General features: G+C 57.4%; 18 protein-coding genes. 12 read left to right on the top strand and 6 right to left on the bottom strand.

All coding sequences use genetic code 11. The features are described 5' to 3' along the window. Nucleotides 1-254: 254 nt before the first annotated feature. The 5 genes from OJ996_RS05695 to OJ996_RS05675 form a co-directional block, all read right to left on the bottom strand. Nucleotides 255-944, bottom strand: coding sequence for a hypothetical protein (locus OJ996_RS05695; RefSeq protein WP_264512104.1), 690 nt, complete (start codon nt 942-944; stop codon nt 255-257). Nucleotides 945-1,595: 651 nt separating this feature from the next. Further along, a complete protein-coding gene (locus OJ996_RS05690) occupies nt 1,596-2,120 on the bottom strand; it encodes a DUF4112 domain-containing protein (protein ID WP_264512102.1) in 525 nt (174 codons plus the stop codon). Nucleotides 2,121-2,513: 393 nt separating this feature from the next. Further along, nucleotides 2,514-3,215 (bottom strand): NAD(P)/FAD-dependent oxidoreductase, encoded by a 702-nt coding sequence (locus OJ996_RS05685; RefSeq protein WP_264512100.1) that lies wholly within the window; start codon nt 3,213-3,215, stop codon nt 2,514-2,516. A gap of 13 nt (nt 3,216-3,228) precedes the next feature. Further along, nucleotides 3,229-3,849 (bottom strand): DUF6766 family protein, encoded by a 621-nt coding sequence (locus OJ996_RS05680; RefSeq protein WP_264512098.1) that lies wholly within the window; start codon nt 3,847-3,849, stop codon nt 3,229-3,231. Beyond that, nucleotides 3,846-4,343 (bottom strand): YciE/YciF ferroxidase family protein, encoded by a 498-nt coding sequence (locus tag OJ996_RS05675; RefSeq protein WP_264512096.1) that lies wholly within the window; start codon nt 4,341-4,343, stop codon nt 3,846-3,848. Before OJ996_RS05675 ends, OJ996_RS05680 begins: the two co-directional genes overlap by 4 nt. Nucleotides 4,344-4,588: 245 nt before the next feature. Between OJ996_RS05675 and OJ996_RS05670 the strand changes: the two genes are divergently transcribed. From OJ996_RS05670 to OJ996_RS05645, 6 genes are all read left to right on the top strand, one after another. Next, nucleotides 4,589-5,095: a ferritin-like domain-containing protein gene (locus tag OJ996_RS05670; RefSeq protein WP_264512093.1), complete on the top strand. Its 507-nt coding sequence runs from the start codon at nt 4,589-4,591 to the stop codon at nt 5,093-5,095. An 82-nt stretch (nt 5,096-5,177) separates the two neighbouring features. Further along, a complete protein-coding gene (locus tag OJ996_RS05665; protein ID WP_264512090.1) occupies nt 5,178-7,100 on the top strand; it encodes a PAS domain-containing hybrid sensor histidine kinase/response regulator in 1,923 nt (640 codons plus the stop codon). A 470-nt stretch (nt 7,101-7,570) separates the two neighbouring features. Next, nucleotides 7,571-10,111: a hybrid sensor histidine kinase/response regulator gene (locus tag OJ996_RS05660; protein ID WP_264512088.1), complete on the top strand. Its 2,541-nt coding sequence runs from the start codon at nt 7,571-7,573 to the stop codon at nt 10,109-10,111. A 451-nt stretch (nt 10,112-10,562) separates the two neighbouring features. Next, nucleotides 10,563-11,732: an ABC transporter substrate-binding protein gene (locus OJ996_RS05655; RefSeq protein WP_264512086.1), complete on the top strand. Its 1,170-nt coding sequence runs from the start codon at nt 10,563-10,565 to the stop codon at nt 11,730-11,732. A gap of 2 nt (nt 11,733-11,734) precedes the next feature. Then, the gene (locus tag OJ996_RS05650; protein ID WP_264512084.1) at nt 11,735-12,742 is read left to right on the top strand and encodes an ABC transporter permease; all 1,008 of its coding nucleotides are present in this window, start codon (nt 11,735-11,737) and stop codon (nt 12,740-12,742) included. Beyond that, nucleotides 12,736-13,530: an ABC transporter ATP-binding protein gene (locus tag OJ996_RS05645; protein WP_264512082.1), complete on the top strand. Its 795-nt coding sequence runs from the start codon at nt 12,736-12,738 to the stop codon at nt 13,528-13,530. The genes OJ996_RS05650 and OJ996_RS05645 overlap by 7 nt, the downstream gene beginning before the upstream one ends. 463 nt (nt 13,531-13,993) lie before the next feature. On the opposite strand, the gene OJ996_RS05640 is transcribed toward OJ996_RS05645, so the two are convergent. Continuing rightward, the gene (locus OJ996_RS05640; protein ID WP_264512080.1) at nt 13,994-14,824 is read right to left on the bottom strand and encodes a WYL domain-containing protein; all 831 of its coding nucleotides are present in this window, start codon (nt 14,822-14,824) and stop codon (nt 13,994-13,996) included. Nucleotides 14,825-15,038: 214 nt separating this feature from the next. Between OJ996_RS05640 and OJ996_RS05635 the strand changes: the two genes are divergently transcribed. From OJ996_RS05635 to OJ996_RS05615, 6 genes are all read left to right on the top strand, one after another. After that, nucleotides 15,039-15,236 carry a hypothetical protein gene (locus OJ996_RS05635; RefSeq protein ID WP_264512078.1) on the top strand — a complete coding sequence of 66 codons (198 nt, stop codon included), beginning with the start codon at nt 15,039-15,041 and terminating at the stop codon, nt 15,234-15,236. Nucleotides 15,237-15,393: 157 nt separating this feature from the next. Beyond that, nucleotides 15,394-15,612, top strand: coding sequence for a hypothetical protein (locus OJ996_RS05630; RefSeq protein ID WP_264512076.1), 219 nt, complete (start codon nt 15,394-15,396; stop codon nt 15,610-15,612). A 25-nt stretch (nt 15,613-15,637) separates the two neighbouring features. Beyond that, nucleotides 15,638-15,817: a hypothetical protein gene (locus OJ996_RS26400; protein WP_345783764.1), complete on the top strand. Its 180-nt coding sequence runs from the start codon at nt 15,638-15,640 to the stop codon at nt 15,815-15,817. A gap of 85 nt (nt 15,818-15,902) precedes the next feature. Beyond that, nucleotides 15,903-16,304, top strand: a complete 402-nt coding sequence (locus OJ996_RS05625; protein ID WP_264512074.1) for a hypothetical protein — start codon at nt 15,903-15,905, stop codon at nt 16,302-16,304. A gap of 155 nt (nt 16,305-16,459) precedes the next feature. Continuing rightward, the gene (locus OJ996_RS05620) at nt 16,460-18,289 is read left to right on the top strand and encodes a DUF2779 domain-containing protein (protein WP_264512072.1); all 1,830 of its coding nucleotides are present in this window, start codon (nt 16,460-16,462) and stop codon (nt 18,287-18,289) included. A 59-nt stretch (nt 18,290-18,348) separates the two neighbouring features. Further along, nucleotides 18,349-18,996 (top strand): SLATT domain-containing protein, encoded by a 648-nt coding sequence (locus OJ996_RS05615; RefSeq protein ID WP_264512070.1) that lies wholly within the window; start codon nt 18,349-18,351, stop codon nt 18,994-18,996. The last annotated feature ends 153 nt before the right edge of the window (nt 18,997-19,149 follow it).

Genomic DNA, 19,149 nt, shown 5'->3' with positions numbered 1-19,149 from the left:
GCTGTAATCGGCCTTTGCGCTGCCAGCACTGGCTCAGTTCGTCGCCCTGACGACTGGGTCGATCGTTACCGGTGGGTCTTGGCAAGGAATGGATGGACGGCGTGACCGGATCAACGGTCTGTCCAAATGCCCCAAGGCGGGCTGCCCGATGCGGTTGCCGGGGTAGTGCCAACACGAGGATCCCAAGGGACACCAATCCATCCAGGTGGGAGAAAGCCTTCAAGGGTTGTCGTCTGGATTTTGAACCATCCAGACTACGCCCGGCGGCGGCGGAACAGGCCTGCCGCACCAAGCGCGCCCAGCAGCGCGGCGGATGACTCCGGAACCGCAATCCCGCTGATGATGACATTGTCAATGCGGTCGAAGCCGGAGGCGTCCACCTCCATACCGGTGGTAACCGAAGCAGTACCAACCTGCGTAAGCCGGAAATAGATCGTGGTAGCGTTGTCCAAGGCTCCAATTGCAGACAGGTCGAAAGATATCCCCGACGAACGGGGCGTGGTGGGATTCCAAAGGTTTCCGGGAGCGTGCTGCTGGATGGAGTATGGCGAGCCGAAATTGAAGAATTCCGCGCCATTGAGGCTAACGGAGAATCGCCAATCACGGGGAGAGCGCCCGGTGCCGATTTGATCGAAACTCACGGTAATATCTTTGTATCCGACCGAGGATGTGGAAAATTGGTAGTAATCCCCGGCGGTCCACATGTCAGCTCCCAGGGCATTGAATGACCCGTTGCCAACCTGGGTCTCCCATACCGATGCGCCCGAAGCGTGGAACCCGGAGAGGCTTCCTGAACCTATCTCCGCGCCCACAATAGGACCCGCCGAGCCGGCGACACCGGCGGGCGTATTGGTTTCAAAATTCCAGCCTGCCAAAACGGCGGCGTGAACAGGGCTTGTGAGGAACGAACCGAGGACGGCGAGGGCGGGCAGGAGGAGTTGCATGGCTGCGGGGTATCACAGCAGTCCGCGAACGGTAGTTCAAAGTTCACGGTGCCCACCGGAACTTTTACGCAGAAGCGAGGATTGGAACGTATCCCGTACCTGGCCTATTGTTCCGAATGAAGGTTGTCCTGAATTCGAGAGTCCGGATGGAGAGCAGCACGAGGTCGCCGAGGCCTTCTTCGGCAGATGGAATGGCGCTCCCCGCGACGTCGAATGGGAGATGAGCCCCTCCGCCCGATGTGCGTCTCGATTGAACAACCGCCCGGCCTACGCGCGATCTTCGGGGGCATAGCGAACACTGCACCAAGCGGGACGGTTTCCGCAACCCAGCTGTCCGCGGTAAGGGACCTGCGGTCCCAACTGGCGACTGTCCCCTTTTGAAGGGGAGGACAGTTCCAAGAGTGAAGCGGGGAACTTGCCTCCCGATTTGGTGAGCGACCGGCGATAAAGTTGGCGTGCGCCGATTAAAAGATCCGCACTTGAACGACCGCATGTGCTCTCTGCAAACCCATGCGTCGCATCATGCAGGTGAATTCCATGCACAGATGGCTGCGAACCGTCGGGTTTACGGCCTCGGACAGCTTAGGCATGCTGGTAGTGAGCCGGAAACCGCGCGGCAGCTAGAACTTGTCCGGAAAGATCATATCGGCCTCAGGCAGACATCCAGTCAATGATCAGCTTTAACAGCGCGAGGCAGCCAATGATGATGAGGACGACTCCAAGAATCACCCCACCAATCAGGAGAATCGCGAAGCTGCCTGCGTGTCGAATAGCCTTCTCGCGCTCGGCAGGCGACATTTGGGCTGATATGGCTTTCTGGAGCAGGTCGTGATTCCTGCGGTTGGATTTGAACCAGACCGAAAAGAGGTCGCCAACCACCGGAACAGAACCAACTGCCGCATTCGCGAGAATGTTGAGTGCCATCGCGATCAGAATCTTCCGGGAGACGCCCCGCCGACCGGCTTCATTGATAATGGCTAGGCCTACAAGCGAGGCGACCGTATCTCCCAGACCCGGAAAAAGTCCCAAGATCGGGTCTAGGCCGATCCTGATGTCGGTCCCCGGAATCCTGATGAAATCGTCCATCAGGGATGCGACAAATCCAGAGGTGGAGCGCTCGTTGTCGCCCGTCTTGGCTTCATCCTTGTCAATTTGGCCTGGAGTGATGTTTCTCATCTGCCTTGTGTGGAAGGTGCGCGGGCCAGACGCCCTGACCGCTACGTGCAACAGGAACGCAGATCGACCCAAACGCAACCGGGCAACCATGGTAGCCATACACTGCGCCGCCGGAGGCGGAGTAGGGGGGGGTAGGGTGTTGCCGACAACTTCCAGTCGCTGGCCCGGGGACACCTTCTCCGGCCGACAGTAGAACACCCGCGACCGCCGGTCTCAGGCTACCGAAGGTAACTATCCACAGCGAGCGGAGAAGAAGGTGCCGTCTCGAAAGGGTCTTCGTTGGTTGGCCGGAAATCCCTCAACTGGGCGTCCTTGCTGACTTCAAGGGTCGAAAGCCACACCTCACGTCCCACGTGGAGTTCAACACAAATACCGTCGCAGGCGTGTAATTCTTCAAGGGTCACCTCCCATGCTAGAACAGCAAAGGCCCCGTTGCCACTCCGCTGACACCGTGCTGCCGTCGATCAGGTGTACTCCTGTTAGGCAACCTCCGTCCGTAATTAGCCCGGTTACAGCGGTCTCATAGACTTGAACGCCGCGATGATCAAGGTCCCGGGCCAGTTTCTCATCGGCGAGGGGTTCTGTTAGGAAGGCCGACACGTCCCCACTCCAAAGTCCGAGTTCCAGCGCGAGGTTAGCGCCCTCCCTCCCGGAACCGTATGCGCCGAGCTTGCGTCCTGTGTTTTCCCAGCCGTCGCAGTAGGGACACGGGAAAACGCTCTTACCGTATAAAGGAGCCAAGCCTGGAATGTCCGGAAGCCGGTCGATCAAGCCAGTGGCAACAATCAGTGAGCGTGACCGCAACTCTTGGCCTGATTTCAGAACAATGTTGAAGTAGCGGTCGTCGCGGGAAGCCTCCTCCACCCGCTGATCAAAAAAGGTGACGTTCGGATAATCCGATAGCTGAAGCCGTCCGATGGCAAGCAACTCCCGGGGGGCAACCTTCCGGGCCCCGAGAAACCCGTTCACCCTTCGGGACATCTCGTTCCTAGGCCTTCCTTCATCGCAAATGGCCACACTACGCCGGCATCGCCCCAGGAGAAGCGCCGCGCTCAATCCTGCTGGCCCCCCGCCGATGATGATCACGTCGAGCATTTCAAGCCTCCTTTCATGAACCGGTCTTGGAGTTGGGCTCCTCCACGTCCTTGCTCTCGGGCGACCCTTCCTGGCGCAGGAAGATACTGAGCACGACTATTGAGAGCACGGCGAGGAACTCGCTCTGCCAGTTCTGGAAGGATTGGAACCAGAACTCTGACCCGCTGAGGAATTCACCCATGCTTTCAGCTGGCTGACCGTGCTCCGACCTCTCTTGGTTGCTCTCCCGGAGGCCGCCCAGGGCGTGGACAATGAACGCCAACATAAACAGCCCGAGGAATGCCAGCGAGAGCGAGTTACGGTAGAGCCAGCTGCCGCGCCTTCTCCGGCGTTTTGCAGCAAGCTCCTCCGCTTCGTCAGGGTCGTTGGACTCTGCCGAGCCCCTTTGGAACAGAAAGGTTGTGAGGATAACGTAGAACCCCATCTGAAGGAACTCGCTCTCCCAGTTTTCGCCGGTCGCCTGCCAGAAATGCCCACTGGAAAGATATTTGTTGTAAGACAGGAGCGGGCCGCCGTGGAGTTCCTGCTCATTATTATAAACGTGAAAACCCGCAACCGATTGGGCAATCCAAAACACCACAAACAGGAACAACAGGACGATCGAAAGGCCGTTGTTCTTGAAAAGGCGCTTCATGCCTCATCTCCAAGTTCTACGCCAAACGACCCGGAAGCGATATCGCCGAGCTTTGCGGTGAAGGCCACCTCCTGCTGAAGGATTTCGCCCAACCGCTCGGCTTCTTCCGGGAAGCCGCAACTCTTTGCCATCCCCAGCGTGAAGCTAGTTGCCGCCAGGAGGTAATGGCCAAGCCTTAGATTGTGCGCTATCAGCAGGTGATCGCGCACGGAAGCGTTGGAGGCCATTTCGATGTGATTGTTGCCGCCATCAATCAACCCTGCCACGGCCTTGCACACGTCGTCCCCGGCCGGCTTGGAATGTTCCTGGAAGATTGTTAGGATGATCTGCAGGCTGCTCAGCGCGTCGTGCAGGCAGTCCTGTAACGTTTCCCGCAACTGGCTGTCGCTTGCCCAGCCAATCAGGTCGGGCAACGTATCGATCCTCTGTTCGGTGGCGCTTTTCAGATCTTTGAGCTGATCGAAGAAAATGTCGGTCGAACTTGCGATGGTCATATGTTGAGCGCAATTGCACGCGGTGTGCCATGAACCCTATGGTCAGACTTGGCCCACGGGTTGAATAGGAAACATTCACGCGGGGGTAGACGGCGAGCAAGCTTTGCAAATTGCCTTGCCGCGCTGTCAAATTGCAAACATCGAAGTCCTTTTACGAGAGGCATTTGCCAATGGCAGCAAGAAAACCCACCCATCCAATGCGGCATGCCTCCTGCGAAAGATGACATCGCCAACCAATCAGAACCATGCCGAAACTCGTTTCACTCAACGTCCTACTCGCCCAAGAAATCAAGGACCTCTACAGCGCCGAAAATCAACTGATCAAAGCTTTACCCAAAATGGCTAAAGCTTCGGCAACCACTGAACTCAAGGAGGCCTTTCAAACGCATCTCGAAGAAACCAAGGGTCATGCGGGGCGACTGGAAGAGGTAGCCAGATTACTGGAAATCACCCCCAAGGGAAAAGTCTGCAAGGCCATGCAAGGCTTGGTCGAGGAAGGTTCAGAGGTGATCGATGAAGAGGGTGATGTAACGGTGAAAGATCTGGCGCTGATCGGTGCCGCTCAGAAGGTCGAACACTATGAGATCGCCAGCTACGGAACCGCTAGGGCATTGGCGGAAGCCCTCGGCCTGCAAGAAGTCGTAGAGATACTCCAAACCACACTGGACGAGGAGGGCAACACCGATAAGATCCTTACTTCACTTGCGGAGGCTCTGACGCCCTCGGCTATCGAGGCTGCCTCCGCGGAATAGCAGTCAGACTCTCTAGAGCAATCAGGATTTCACGGGGTTCAGAGGGGTTCTCGCCCCTGCACCCCGCGATGCAGTTACGAGTATGACCGCTGAACAAATCTCTGAAACCGGGGATGAAGATCTGACTTGGCTGCTGGAACGTCGGCAGCACTTCGACGAGCTTGTTGGCGGGGTCGAAGATTATGCGATCTTTATGATGTCGAAAGACGGCACGATCCTCGATTGGAACTGCGGCGCGGAGATCCTCAAAGGCTACAAGCCGGAGGAGATTGTTGGAAAATCCTTTTCCAACTTCTATTCCGACGAAGAGGTCGCTGCCAGAATTCCGGAAGAGGAGCTCGAAGTCGCTGCCGCGCATGGAAAATTCGCGACGGAAGGATGGCGCGTGCGAAAAGGCGGCGGAAAGTTCTGGGCCAGCGTGACGATCACCGCAATCAAAACGCCGGCCAAGCATGTCGCGGGCTTCCTCAAAATCACCCGTGATCTTACCGAGCGTCAGGAGAAGACGGAGGCTCTTCGCCAGAGTGAAGAGCGGCTTAGGCTGCTAATCGAAAGTGTAGCTGATTACGCCATCTTCATGCTTGACCCAAGTGGCACCGTGGTTAGTTGGAATACGGGCGCGCGAAAAATCAAAGGTTATGAAGCGGAGGAGATCTTAGGGCAACACTTCTCCCGTTTTTACCCCGACGATGCTGTCGCTTCTGGAATACCAAGGGGTCTGCTCCAGCGGGCCTTGAAGGAAGGCAGCGCCGAAGATGAAGGCTGGCGGATTAAAAAGTCTGGTGAGCGGTTCTGGGCCAGCGTCCTGATCACTCCTGTTACCGACGAAGTAGGGGAGCATCGGGGGTTTGTCAAAATCACGCGGGACCTAACCGAGCGGAGAAAAAGTCTGGAGCTTATCCAGGCGAGTGAGAGAAAAGACACGTTCCTCGCGATGCTTGCCCATGAGCTTAGGAACCCATTGGCTCCCATGGCACCCGGGGTCGAGATGATTCTCAAGTCACCGCATGACACGGGTCGCGTCATTCAAATTGCCTCCATGCTGCGGCGGCAGGTCGGTTTGATGTCGCGGCTGATCGAAGATCTCGTTGATCTATCCCGCATCACCACAGGCAAAATACATCTCCGACGGGACCGGCTCGCGTTGCCCGAAGTGCTCGAAACAGCCATCGAGTCCACGCGCCCTCTTCTTGAATCGAAAGGCCACCGCCTGATACTCCGGTTGCCGCCGACATTGGTGGAGATCGATGGCGACCTGCATCGATTGGTACAGGCAGTTGTAAACCTTCTCACGAACGCCGCGAAATATACACCTCCAAACGGACAGGTTGAGCTTGCAGCAGAAGCAACGGGCGACCGGCTTCTAGAACTTGTGGTTCGCGATAACGGCAGCGGAATTCCTGGACATCGCCTGGAATCCATATTCGATTTGTTTGACCAAGGAGGGCTCGCTTCTACCGACGGCCTGGGTATCGGGCTTACTCTGGTGCGCACGATCGTTGAACTACATGGCGGCAGTGTCGTTGCACGCAGCGCGGGGGAAAATCAGGGTAGCGAGTTCCGGATACGCCTGCCTATCGTAGCGAATTCGTCTGTCGCTCAGCTGGCCGCTACCCTTACGCCCATAATTAAAGAGCGGTGCCGCGTTTTGGTTGCTGATGACTCCACGACCAGTGCCGACACCCTCGCCCTTTGGTTCGAGTCGGAAGGTTTTGATTCAGCCGTTGCTTACGATGGGAAGCAGGCGATTGAAGTGGCCAAGGAAACGGTGCCCCAGGTGGTCTGCCTGGACATTGGAATGCCTGTGATGAATGGAATTGAAGCAGCTTCTGAGATCCGTAAGATCGCACCAGACGCATTTATAATTGCCATTACCGGGTGGGGGACAGAGGAAGACCGATCCAAAACGCGCCTCGCCGGCTTCGATCTTCATTTGGTAAAACCCGTCCGCATCGAGGATCTGAACGCTGCGATCATGAAGAGGTTTCCCAAGTGCTACGGTTGACAGCTCTCCAATCTATTGGGACGACCAATCCTTCGGAACCGCCGGTTCAATTTCGGGTGCTCGCTCGCGAATCTTGGCCAGATTGGTTGCGTGGCGGTTCAGCTAAATCGCAATTTCCAGCGCCGTAGGCCTTCATTCTTGGCGTGGGGTGGAGGCTACCGGTCGAATCGCGCCCCCCCCCCCCCCCCCCGCATCGACATCCGTTGCAAATCTGGGTTGAAGGTACACTATCTCAGAAACTCATGAGCTTGAAGCCCCGGGCTGCGGCCCCTCTCCCTCGCAGCCTTCTTGTGGGCCTCTTCCTAACAGCGCTCGCAATCGCTTGCCGCTGGCTGCTACATCCATGGCTTGAGGACCGCCTGACTTTGGTCACCCTGTTCCCCGCCGCGGCGGCTGCTGTGTGGATGGCTGGTTATCGAGCCGGCCTCATTCCCGCTGTCCTGGGCTATTTGATCTGCTCTGCACTCTTCATGAGCGACGGGTGGACCAGCGCACCGCGACTTGTATCTTTAATCACTTTTGCCGTCGCGGTCGGCTTTGTTATCGCGGCAGGAGAGTCCATGCGGCGTCACCGGGCTTTGGCCGAAGCCCGGAAAAACCTCTTGCTGGTTACACTGCGTAGCATCGGAGACGGAGTTATTACCACGGACGCTAAAGGAATGGTAACCGATCTGAACGGCGTTGCTTCGAACCTAACAGGTTGGACTTTGGAAGACGCGCGGGGACGATCTGTTACTGAGGTGTTCAATATTGTGAACGAGACCTCGCGTAGCGAGGTTGCGAACCCGGTACTGAGGGCATTGGCCGAAAATCTGGTGGTGGGCCTCGCGAACCACACGGTCTTGATCTCCCGCACAGGTTGCGAAACTGCTATCGATGACAGCGCCGCTCCCATTATGGATGGAGGGGGGAGATTGCTCGGGGGAGTGCTCATTTTCCGCGACATCTCCCCGCGTCGCAAGACTGAGGCGCAGCTCTTGGAGAGTGAACGCAGGCATCGGTTCCTCGCCGAACTGGCCATGGCAACACAGCATCTGTCGGACGCTGAAGAAATCATGGCAGCAAACGCCCGCATGCTGGCGCAGTTCCTCGCTGTCGACCGATGCGCGTACGCGGTGGTGGAAGACGAGTCGATCTTCGATATCACCGGCGACTATGGCCCCGAGGCTCAAAGCATCGTAGGCCGGTGGGAGGTTGCCGCGTTCGGCCCTCAGTGTGTGCGGCAGATGCTCGCAAACGAACCCTTTGTGGTCGACGATGTTGACGTGGATTCACGGGTGGAAGGTTTTCTCCCGGCCTACCGGGCCACTGACATTCGCGCCGTTGTTTGCGTGCCATTGCATAAGGATGGCAACTTCACCGCTGCGATGGCGGTACACCAGCGAACTCCCCGCCAGTGGACACCGGATGAGGTCGACGTGGTCCGCATCGTTGTGAACCGTTGTTGGGAATCTCTTGAACGCGCGAGATCGAACCGGAAGCAAAAGACGACCGCCGAGAGGCTCACCCTGGCACTAGCTGCAGCACAACTTGGCGACTGGAGCTGGGACAAGACCACCGACCTCGTCGATTTATCACCCCGCGCTGCGGAAATCTTTGGAGTACCATCAGGCCAGCAGATTACGTGGGCGACTCTTCGGAACTTCTTGAATCCCGAAGACGCCGGCATGGCCAAGCGCAAGGTAGATAGCGCTGCGGAAGACGGCACACAATACGACGCCGAATACCGCGTGAGGAATGGGGAGCGTGAAGTGTGGGTCGCTGCCAAAGGCCGGGCCACCCACGACGAGGCGGGAAACGCCAGAGGGATGTTCGGCGTAGTGCAGGATGTCACGGCGAAAAAAGAATTGGAGGCCGCCTTGGAGCACAAGGCGAATGAGCTCGCAGCCGCCGATCGCCAGAAGGACGACTTCATCGCATTACTGGCACATGAGCTTCGCAACCCGCTGGCCCCAATCCGGACGGGTTTGGAACTGATGCGAATCGGCCCCAAAAATTCCGAGGGCGTAGAGAAGGTGCGGGGTATGATGGAGAGGCAGCTCAATCACATGGTGAGGCTGGTGGACGACCTGCTGGATGTATCCAGAATTACCCGGAACAAACTCGCGCTGGATATTGGTCCGGTAGAGATATCGAAGGCCCTTGATCTTGCGCTGGAATCGGTAAGCCCGATGTTGCAAGCTTTGAACCAGCGGGTGAGCGTGCGAATCCCTGACGAAAGTCTTCTTGTATGGGGTGACTTCACGCGGTTAAGCCAGGTTTTTGGCAACCTTCTTGCAAACGCCTCGAAATTCTCCCCCCAGGGATCGTCGATTGAAATCACAAGCCGCGTTGAAGGCCCGCACGTCAGGGTATCGGTCGAAGATCATGGTGTCGGTATTGCCGCCGCGGAACTTCCGAAAGTCTTCAACATTTTCGCGCAGGCGGAGCGCTCGCTTTCGGCGTCGAAAGGGGGCCTGGGCCTGGGCCTACACCTGGCAAGATCTCTCATGGAATTGCAAGGCGGTAGCATAGAGGCGTCGAGCGAGGGCGTGGGCCGTGGCAGCACTTTCTCGGTGACAATGCCATTGCTGGGGGCGGTGGACGCGCCAGCAAGCACAGCCACCGATCGGGCATCTAGCAAGTCCGCTCTAAGTGGTTTGAAGATCTTGGTGGCCGATGACAATGCTGATGCCTTGGAAGCCCTGTCCTTGCTTTTGGAGACGATAGGTGCCCGAGTTGTCGAAGCAGTGGGTGGGGAAGCCGCCATCGCCGCAGCTACAGAAGCCCGGCCCGATGTAATACTTATGGATATCGGCATGCCGGATTGCGACGGGCTTCAAGCGACGAGGGAAATCCGGAAGCAGCCCGTCGACAAGAGGCCGATTATAATCGCTCTGACAGGCTGGGGACGCTTGGAGGACCGCGAGGCGAGCGATGCGGCAGGAGCTGACGGCCACGTGGTGAAGCCGGTAAAGCTCGAAGAGTTGGAATCCATTTTGGTGCCAATTCTGGCAGGGCGGTCATCTTGAAGCCCAGCTAGACCTACGCCTGCTGTCTCGTACGCTAATGCAACCTTTGCGAAGATAATTCAAAATCATGGCCGAAAGCCAACGACGGCGTAAGTGGCATTCAAAGCCATCCGGTTGACCTTGGCATTGTAGGTGTATCAACGCCGCGATGCAACCGACCTGGAGGCGAGCCCCGTTTGCCGCCAGAAGCCTGAGATGACCATCCGCCAGAAAATCGTCCCGGATCGAAAATGTTTTCTCTAGGGTCTGTGATGACCTGATTGGAGAATGCGGTTCACCGAGACCTTAATTCTTGAAGGTCGAAGGGGATAGGGGGCTTCCCTCTGAGCCCCCCGAACCACGACACTTACACAACTACCGAATCGAGGGGCTTCAGAAGTGCAATTCATCGCTACGCTTGGCGATACAAAGGAATTGCAAAAGACCCCGTCGACTTGGATTATTTTCCGACATGAGGAACATCCCCTCGCTTTTGCGATTCTTGAGGACCGCCGCCTTCGGCACCTTGCTGCTGGCTGGCTGCAAGCAGAAGACGACCCAGGCGGAGAAAACCGCCGACGGGCTTACCAAGATCAAGGTCGGCTACATCGGCCTGACCTGCGAGGCACCGCTCTACATCGCCAAGGAGAAGGGCTATTTCAAGGAGCAGGGTCTGGACGTGGAGATGGTCAAATGCGAGTGGGGCCAATTCAAGGATCTGGTCGGTCTCGGAACGATCCACGTGGTGCACCAGCCGATAATGGCCTTCCTCAAGCCTATCGAAGAGGGGCTGGATGTGAAGCTCACCGCCGGCATCCACCGCGGGTGCCTGCGCATTCAAGCTCCGCTGGGCGGCAATCTCAAGACCGTGCAGGATCTCAAGGGCAAGCGGATCGGCGTGCCCGGCATGGGCACGCCCCCCTTCATCTTCGCAAACCGCGTGCTGGGGGACAACGGGATTGATCCCCGCAATGACGTCCAGTGGAAGGTTTTCCCCTCCTCCGAACTCGGCTTGGCCCTTGAGAAGGGCGAAGTGGACGCGATCGCGAACTCCGAGCCGATCGGCCTGCTGCTGCTGGCGGACAAGAAGGTCCAGAATATCTCCGACCAAACCCTCGATGAGCCCTATGCCTCGGAGTACTGCTGCGGTGTGATCGTCAACGGCAAGTATGCCGAGGCGAATCCTGATGCGACGGCGGCAGTAACCAAGGCAATCATGAAGGGAGCCAAGTGGGTCGAGACGAATCCCCGTGCCGCCGCCATCCTTTCGGTCGAGAAGAAATACATCCTTTCCAACCCGGAACTGAATGCCGAGGCGCTCGGTCGCCTGCGCTACATCCCGAGCATCGCCGGGGGCAAGGAGGCGATCCGCGGTGCCGCTGAAGGCATGAAGCGTGCCGGCATCCTCAAGCCGGACATGGACATCGACCAGTCGATCAAGAAGATCTACCGCGAGTATCCCGGTGTGAACGACGAGTGGCTGAAAAGCCAGGAAATCGAGCACGTCGCGATGGGCCAGATCCAGAATAACCAATGGGACCTCATCCAACAGGAACTGGCCACGATCGGTCGGCCGACGGAAATCAAGACCTGCTGCTCCGCAAGCAGCAAGGCAGCAGTGGCAGCCGTGAGCACTCCTTGAAAATGGCTTCGCCCGTTCCTGTCGCCGCCGCCAGCTCCGAACCGACCACAGCCCAGCCCGCTTTTCGCAGGGGCTGGCTGGTGAAGCTCGGTTTCCCCCTCGCCGTGGCCATCGCCTACGGCATCCATGCCGCCCTCTCCCACGAGGAGCCGGCGCTGGAGACGCGCCATTACTCGATCATGCTGGCCGGGCTCGGCGGGCTCGGTCTCATGGCCGCGGTCTTGCAGTTCTTCCTGGGCGGCCTCCGCCGCTGGATGCATGACATGTGGCCGATCCTGTCCGCGGCCGTGCTCCTGTTCGCCGGGCTCGAAGTCATCACCACCGGCCTGCGGCTGTTGCCCATGCCCTACTTTCCCAGCCCGCCGAAGATCCTGCAAAGCGCGATCGATGACCGCGTGCTGATCTGGGAGAGCACCTACCACTCGCTGTTCCTGCTCGCCCGCGGATACCTGCTGGGCGTGCTGGCCGGACTCGTGACCGGCGTCTGCATCGGCTGGTTCCGCACTGCCCGCTACTGGGGCATGCCGGTGATGAAGATCGTTGGCCCAATCCCCGCCACCGCGTGGATTCCGCTGGCCCTGATCGTCTCGCCCTCGGCCACGCTCTCGGCGATCGGCCTGATCGCGATCGCGGTGTGGTTCCCGGTGACGATGCTGACCTCCTCCGGCATCGCGAACACCCGCGCCTCATATCTGGACGTGGCGAAGACCCTGGGCGCGAAGCCTTCCTACCTGATCTTCCGGGTGGCGATCCCGGCGGCGATGCCGAACATTTTCCTCGGCCTCTTCATGGGCCTGGGTGCCGCCTTCCTGACCCTGGTGGTGGCGGAAACGGTCGGTGTGAAGTCCGGTCTCGGGTGGTATCTCGGCTGGTCGCGGGAGTGGGCCGAGTATGGCAAGGTCTTCGCCGCGCTGGGGATCATGGCGATCTTCTTCTCGACGATCATGACCGGCCTCTTCGCGCTGCGCGACCGGGTGCTGGTGTGGCAGAAAGGAACGATCAAATGGTAAGCAGGCCCAATCAACTCGCGGAGGGTGCCGCGCTGCGTGTCAATGGCGTGAGCAAGCGCTTCATCTCGCCGGACCGCAGCGAGTTCACGGCGCTGGAGTCCGTTTCCCTATCGGTGAAAGCGGGCGAACTGATCTCGCTGGTGGGTCCCAGCGGCTGTGGGAAGTCCACCCTGCTGCGGATGATCGCGGGTCTTGAAACCCCGGACAGCGGCGAGCTGCTGGTGGGCACGAAAAAGATCACGGCACCCTGCGCGAGCCGTGGTTTGGTTTTCCAGGATCCCAATCTCTTCCCTTGGCTGACCGTCCGGAAGAACATCCAGGCCGGGCCGCTCGCCCGTGGAGTGCTGGGCGAGAGCCGCAAGGAAGTGGAGGAATTCCTCCATCTCGTCGGGCTGGAGAACTTCGCGGATGCCTTTCCCCATCACCTCTCCGGCGGCATGGCGCAACGCGTCGCCCTGGCCCGCGCGCTGATCAATCACCCGGAGATCCTGCTGCTCGACGAACCCCTCGGCGCTCTCGATGCCTTCACGCGGATGCGCATGCAGGATGAAGTGCTGCGTCTCTGGCGAGCCCGCGGCACGACCATGCTGTTCGTGACCCACGACATCGACGAGGCGATCTACATGAGCGACTCGATCGTAATCATGACGCCGTGTCCGGGGAAAATCGAGGAGATCATTCCGGTGGAGCTGGACCGACCGCGTGATCGTAGCTCCGAAGCATTCCTCGCGTTGCGTGGGCGGATCTTGAAAATGTTACACTTTGCGAAGGACCAACAGGGTCTCTAAAGCGCCGAAGGCTCTCGCCACGGGGTGTGCGGTAGAAGAGTTCAAAACCGATCTAACGGAGAGAGATCTCCGCAAGAAAATCGGCATCAGACAAACAATCCAAATGCCAAGCATACAATCCAAATAAGCGGCGATCTTTGCGAAGGCTAGCGGGTATTTTGACGGTTCGGCTGTTTGGTAAGAGGGGTGCTGGTGGCAACGGACCAGCGCGACGCGCCCCTAGACGCTTCCGAGCTTCTGGTGGGACGGGACCGGCATCGACTTCGTCTGCTGCTCCCATGACCGGAGAACGTCATGCTGCCCGTCTCCCCAAAGCGAATCCCTGCGGATGCGGATTCCGCTTGGGGAGATCCTCAGCATGATGTTACAACAATCTAAGCATTAATAGCCGTGAGGGATTTCTACCCCCGGTTTCACTTGTCGGGCTGGACCGACTGGAGCCTGGGACGCACCAAGCGTGCGTTCACATAGTTTGTTTCTCCACGAAGTGCCTTGGAAGTTCGAGATGACTCTGGTGGTCGATGAACAAGGAGGCCAGGAGGTATCTTTTCATCGAGCGACGCACCCGGAGTTCCAAGGTGTCTCCAGCCAGGTAATAATCCATACGCAGGGCCTCGCGCCGGGCGTCACTTAGCTCTGGATTGATCCGAAGCGTCACCGACTCGAAAGTGTCCCAGTCTTGATCCGCCGGTAAATCTCCAAAGCTTTTCGCGGGCCAGGTAGCTTCGGACATCCGACCCAACACGAAGTCGCGCCAATCCTCTCTCGCTCCACACCAAGCCCTCACATGCCAACGGGTACCATCCCAGGCCAACCCGGTTGGAGACAGTTCCCGCAATCCAACGCTCCCAGAACTCAGCGAATGGTATCGCACTTGGAGAGTTCGCCGTTCCAGCAGAGCGATGAGAACGCGACGAGCAATTCCTATGTCCAATCGCCTCAGTGGGAGCTGGATCATCGATAGTCGAGAGTCTGACACCTCTCTCTGGGGCATGCTGCCGCTGAACTGCCCATTTCCGAGGAACATCCTCACAGCTTCTTCGAATGAAGGCTCATGCAGGATACAGGTCATTCCCTCAGCCGATTCATAACGCTTCCGGCTTGTCTGGTAGATCATCGCGCCCGGGTTCAGCCCGGCGTAACGTTGTAAATCCCCCGACGCTTGAGCCGGTGAGATTCCGAAGGATTCCAACAAATCTTGCCTGCCTATCCACCCCCGCCACCAGAGCAGGAACTCCACGCGTCGTAGGCGCTCGCGCGTGGCCCAGTTTTCATCATTGGTCAGGAAAGACATTGGAATTTAGTTCTGATTTCCTGATTATCTACCATCCAGGATCTACTTTGTCATCATTTTCCATGGTGCATCTACTTTTTCGCTTGATCATTATTGTTGAACTGGTATTCTGCGGGCATCGGTTGCGGAAAGCGGCCGATTCTGAGGCCTCCAATGGCTTCCAGCATTTCTGGGGAATCTTAACGCCAACCGTAACCATAGAATTATGAAGCCAGTGAAAGTAACCGATGAGTCGGATTCCGGACGTAATCAGCGATTCCTCGATCCCAATCGCGGAGCGGAAATGACCCGTCCTCAATTCGTCAGGGAAATCGAACGGGGGAACTACCCTGACTACCATGTCCGGGAAATCAATGGGCTCAAGACGCCCTGTTCGAACCCGAACGCAAGCGAAGGCGACAATCTCGGCTGAGGTAACCCCGGATACGGTGCTGGGCCAAGCCCCCACTCGCTCGGTCAGCCAGGTTGAACAAGAATGCGGACCTGGGCTGCCCCTCCCTCCAGCACCTCTCATCAGTCCGCCGCCATGGTGATTCGAAAATGCCCGATCACGCCACCACATCAAAATCATGCCTCAATACATCATCAACAAGAACCAGCAACCCAATGGGGATTATGAAGTTCATGATAAGACCAATGGTTGCACCTACATGCCGAAAACGGAGAACCAGATCGACCTGGGCTATCATGCCTCTTGTCACGGCGCGGTAGCGGAGGCGAAGAAGCGCTGGCCTAAGGAAAGAATCAATGGCTGCTACCATTGTTGTAAACCCTGTCACACCTCCTGAACCCTCTAGCGAACCGAAATCGACTATGGCCACAAATCCACCAACCGGTGACGGAGCGCGCAAAGGTGCGGTGCGGAACCGTTCTCAGACCTTCAACCCTCAAACCGAGCGCTGGACGAAGCGCGATACCGACTCCGGCCGATTCATCGATCAGAAGTCCGACAACAATCCATTCAAGGGAGTTCGAAAGGAGAAACGGAAGTGAACGAAAAACCACAGCCTACACCGCCGCGTCCCCCTCCGCCCCCGACGAACAATCCGGGAACCCGCAGCTACCCTTAGGTGCCCCCATGAAAGGTCAGGAGCTTTGGAGACAATACCAGCATCATACGCGTGACATCACCGAGCACGGGAGGAAACTGGGTTTTGCGGGTGCTGCCATTTGTTGGTTCTTCCGTGACTCAAGCTTCACCTTCCCACCCGCAATCCTCTGGGCACTTGCGCTGTTCGTCGGCTACTTTGTACTCGATCTTCTCCATGGATTCGTCGGGGCAATTCAGATCAAGTCCTTCACCGAGGAGCAAGAGGGGAGGATGTGGGCTGAAACCCGGTCCCTCAACGGCGAAATTGAAGTGCCCCGTTCGTTGGTCAGACCTGCATTCTCGCTGTTCCTCGCGAAGGTTGCATTTCTGCTAGCCGGGTTTGTCGCGGTCGCAATCGAGATTGTCATTCGCATCCGCTCTCATGGCTAATCTGAAACGCGAACGGTAGGGCACCCCGGGGCCAATTGGGGTGGAGAACATTTGGGCCGGCCGGTCGATTTCCAATATCGGCTCGTTGCTGTAATCGACTTGAGACTAGCCGCCTGTTAGTAGGTCACCTTCAGTATCAATCCTCCTCAACCTCCATGTATCTCACGAAATCCGACTTCAATGTGGCGCGAGAGTGTCCGACAAAGCTCTACTACAAGAAGCTCCGATACCCGTCTCTCCTAAACGAAAACCCGTTTATGGAGTTCTTGGCCGACGGCGGTTACATGGTGGAAAAGATGGCCAAGCTGCTCTTTCCCGATGGTCGGGAGATGGAATGCAGCGGAGCCAACCCTGAAGAGGCGTTTAGTGCTGCAAAGAGAATCCTCGAAGAAGCGGAGAATGTCGTCTTGTTTGAGCCCACGATATTGGCCGGCAGGCTTTCAGCCCGCATTGACATCCTTGAGAAGCGCGGAAACGTCGTCCGACTCATTGAAGTTAAGTCTACGTCAGTGGATACCGCTGCGGACGGGCCGAACCCTTTCCGAGGGAGTCAAGGTCGAATCAAAGCGGATAAAAGGTCGTATCTAGAAGACGTCACCTTCCAGGTAATGGTTTTTCAACGCGCCTTTCCGGACTGGCAAATATCGCCCGTCCTCTGTGTCGTCGACAAGGCTAGGCTCGCCACCGAGAATTCCACTACCGACAAGTTCCACTTGGAGAAGCAAGGTGGTTCGCGAATGGCGTCTGACGTCGTTTACACCGGAATTCCCGAGGCACTCGGCTCAGAGCATGTCCTCGCGCTTGTGGATGTTGCCACAGAAGTAGGCCAACTCTTGCCCGAGATTACAACCGCGGCAGATGAACTTGCCTCGTCGGTGGACTCTGAGGCACCCGTTAGGATCGCACCCCTTCTGCGCAAGGGATGCAAGGACTGCGAGTACCGCGTCGCCCGATCCGAGCAACGGAATGGCTTCAGGGAATGCTGGGGACCTCTCGCCGAGGTCGAGCCTCACGTATTGGACTTCTACCGATTGGGAAATCTTCGTCCGCCTGCTGGTGCTGATCCAGTCACATTCCTTGTCAACCAGGGTAAGGCTGGCCTCCTGGATATCCCGGAATCCTGGCTGTCAGGCTCGTATGCGCCCCGGCAGAAGATCCAGCTTGAGCACACCGACCCTCCACAAGAATACCTTAACGCCCAAATCAGGGAGGTTCTGAGGTCCCATCAATACCCTCTGCACTTCATCGATTTCGAAGCGAGCAGGGCAGCCTTGCCATACCATGAAGGAATGCACCCGTATCAGCAAGCGGCGTTCCAGTGGAGCTGCCATACAATTGCCGAGCCGGGTGGGGAAGTAATCCATACGGAGTGGATCAACGTCGAACAGGCCTTCAGCAATTTTCAATTCGCCCGCTCTTTGCGGGATGTCATCGGCACTAGCGGAACGGTTTACGTCTGGTCCTCCTTCGAGCAGACAGCCTTGAGAGATATCCGCGAGCATCTTGACGCTATGGGCGAAGATGATCCCGATCTCGCGCAGTGGCTAAGGGACCTCGGCGACCGAGACAATCCTCGTGTGGTTGACATGGAAAAGCTGACTAAGGACTACCACTTTCATCCACGAATGGGCGGACGCACGTCCATCAAGGTCGTGCTTCCTGCCGTATGGGAAAATAATTCAGCCCTTTGGGAACATCCCCTCTTTGCGAAGTATTTCCGGCAAGACAAGAACGGCAAACCGATTGACCCTTACAAAACGCTGGAGGCCTTCTCTGATTCGGATTCAGGAGAGGATTTTGATTTGGTGCAAGAGGGCACCGCAGCGGTCCGAGCTTACCAGGATTTGGTTTTTGGACGAGGGGCCGAGAACGATGACGCCAGGAACGCCCTAAAGCAGCAGTTGCTTCAATACTGCGAACTCGATACAGCCGCGATGGTTATGATCTGGATGCATTGGACCGGATCCGCTCAAGGGGGCTGCTGAAAATCGCTCTAGGCACCTTTGGGAGAAGCTTTTATCGACGACTAGCGCAAATAATCCCTATGGGAAGCAGCAACATTCCACTTTATGCGCAGGGCTCTTACGACCGGGAGCTGAATTACAAACTTTGGTCGACCTACAAGAGCCGATTCAACGCGGCGGCGAGAAACCGACGAAAGAACGAATTGTCCACTCGTGCAGTGGCCATCCTTTCCGCGTACGTCATGATCTTCTCGCTGATTACGACGATGTTGCCGCAATTCTCTACCCAGGGAACGAGCCAGATCATCTTGTTTATCAGCTCGGCGCTATCGATCATCATCCTTGTCGTCAGCCAACTTGAAGCCTCCCAGAATTACGGACTGAGGGCGCACACCTACCATCAAAGCGGACTTCAGATAGCCGAGCTATACAACGAACTCAGGGCTCTCAAGACTCGCTTTGCCGACAAGAAGGGCGAGGAATTCATCGGAAAGGTGGAGGAGATCGCAAAACGGTATGACGACATCCTCAAGCGCTCTGAGAACCATGAGGATATTGACTTCGCATGCTTTCGGGCGTCGAAACCCAAGTATGAAGATCACAATCTGAAAAAGTGGGACCTCTTTTGCATTCAAGTTCGACTCCTAGTCGGTCAATACCTCTTCTACTACCTGTGCATCTCTTTGCCGCCGATCGTGTTTGGAATTTTCGCTGTGGCAACGCGGTGACGCATATGGTGAATTCCCTCTTCACCTTCCCAGGGACACACCGTCGTTCCAGAAACTTCGCGCGCCGCCGCTGGAATATTAGGGTCGCCGGGCGACGAGTCGGGGCCTCCACTTCGTAAGGCCGCCCATTTAAGAAGCCCGCTCGCTCGCCGC

The organism is Luteolibacter rhizosphaerae (assembly GCF_025950095.1).
Taxonomy (GTDB): Bacteria; Verrucomicrobiota; Verrucomicrobiia; order Verrucomicrobiales; family Akkermansiaceae; genus Haloferula; species Haloferula rhizosphaerae.
Note: the sequence above shows the minus strand (reverse complement) of the source record. Positions and strands in the feature narration are given on the sequence as shown.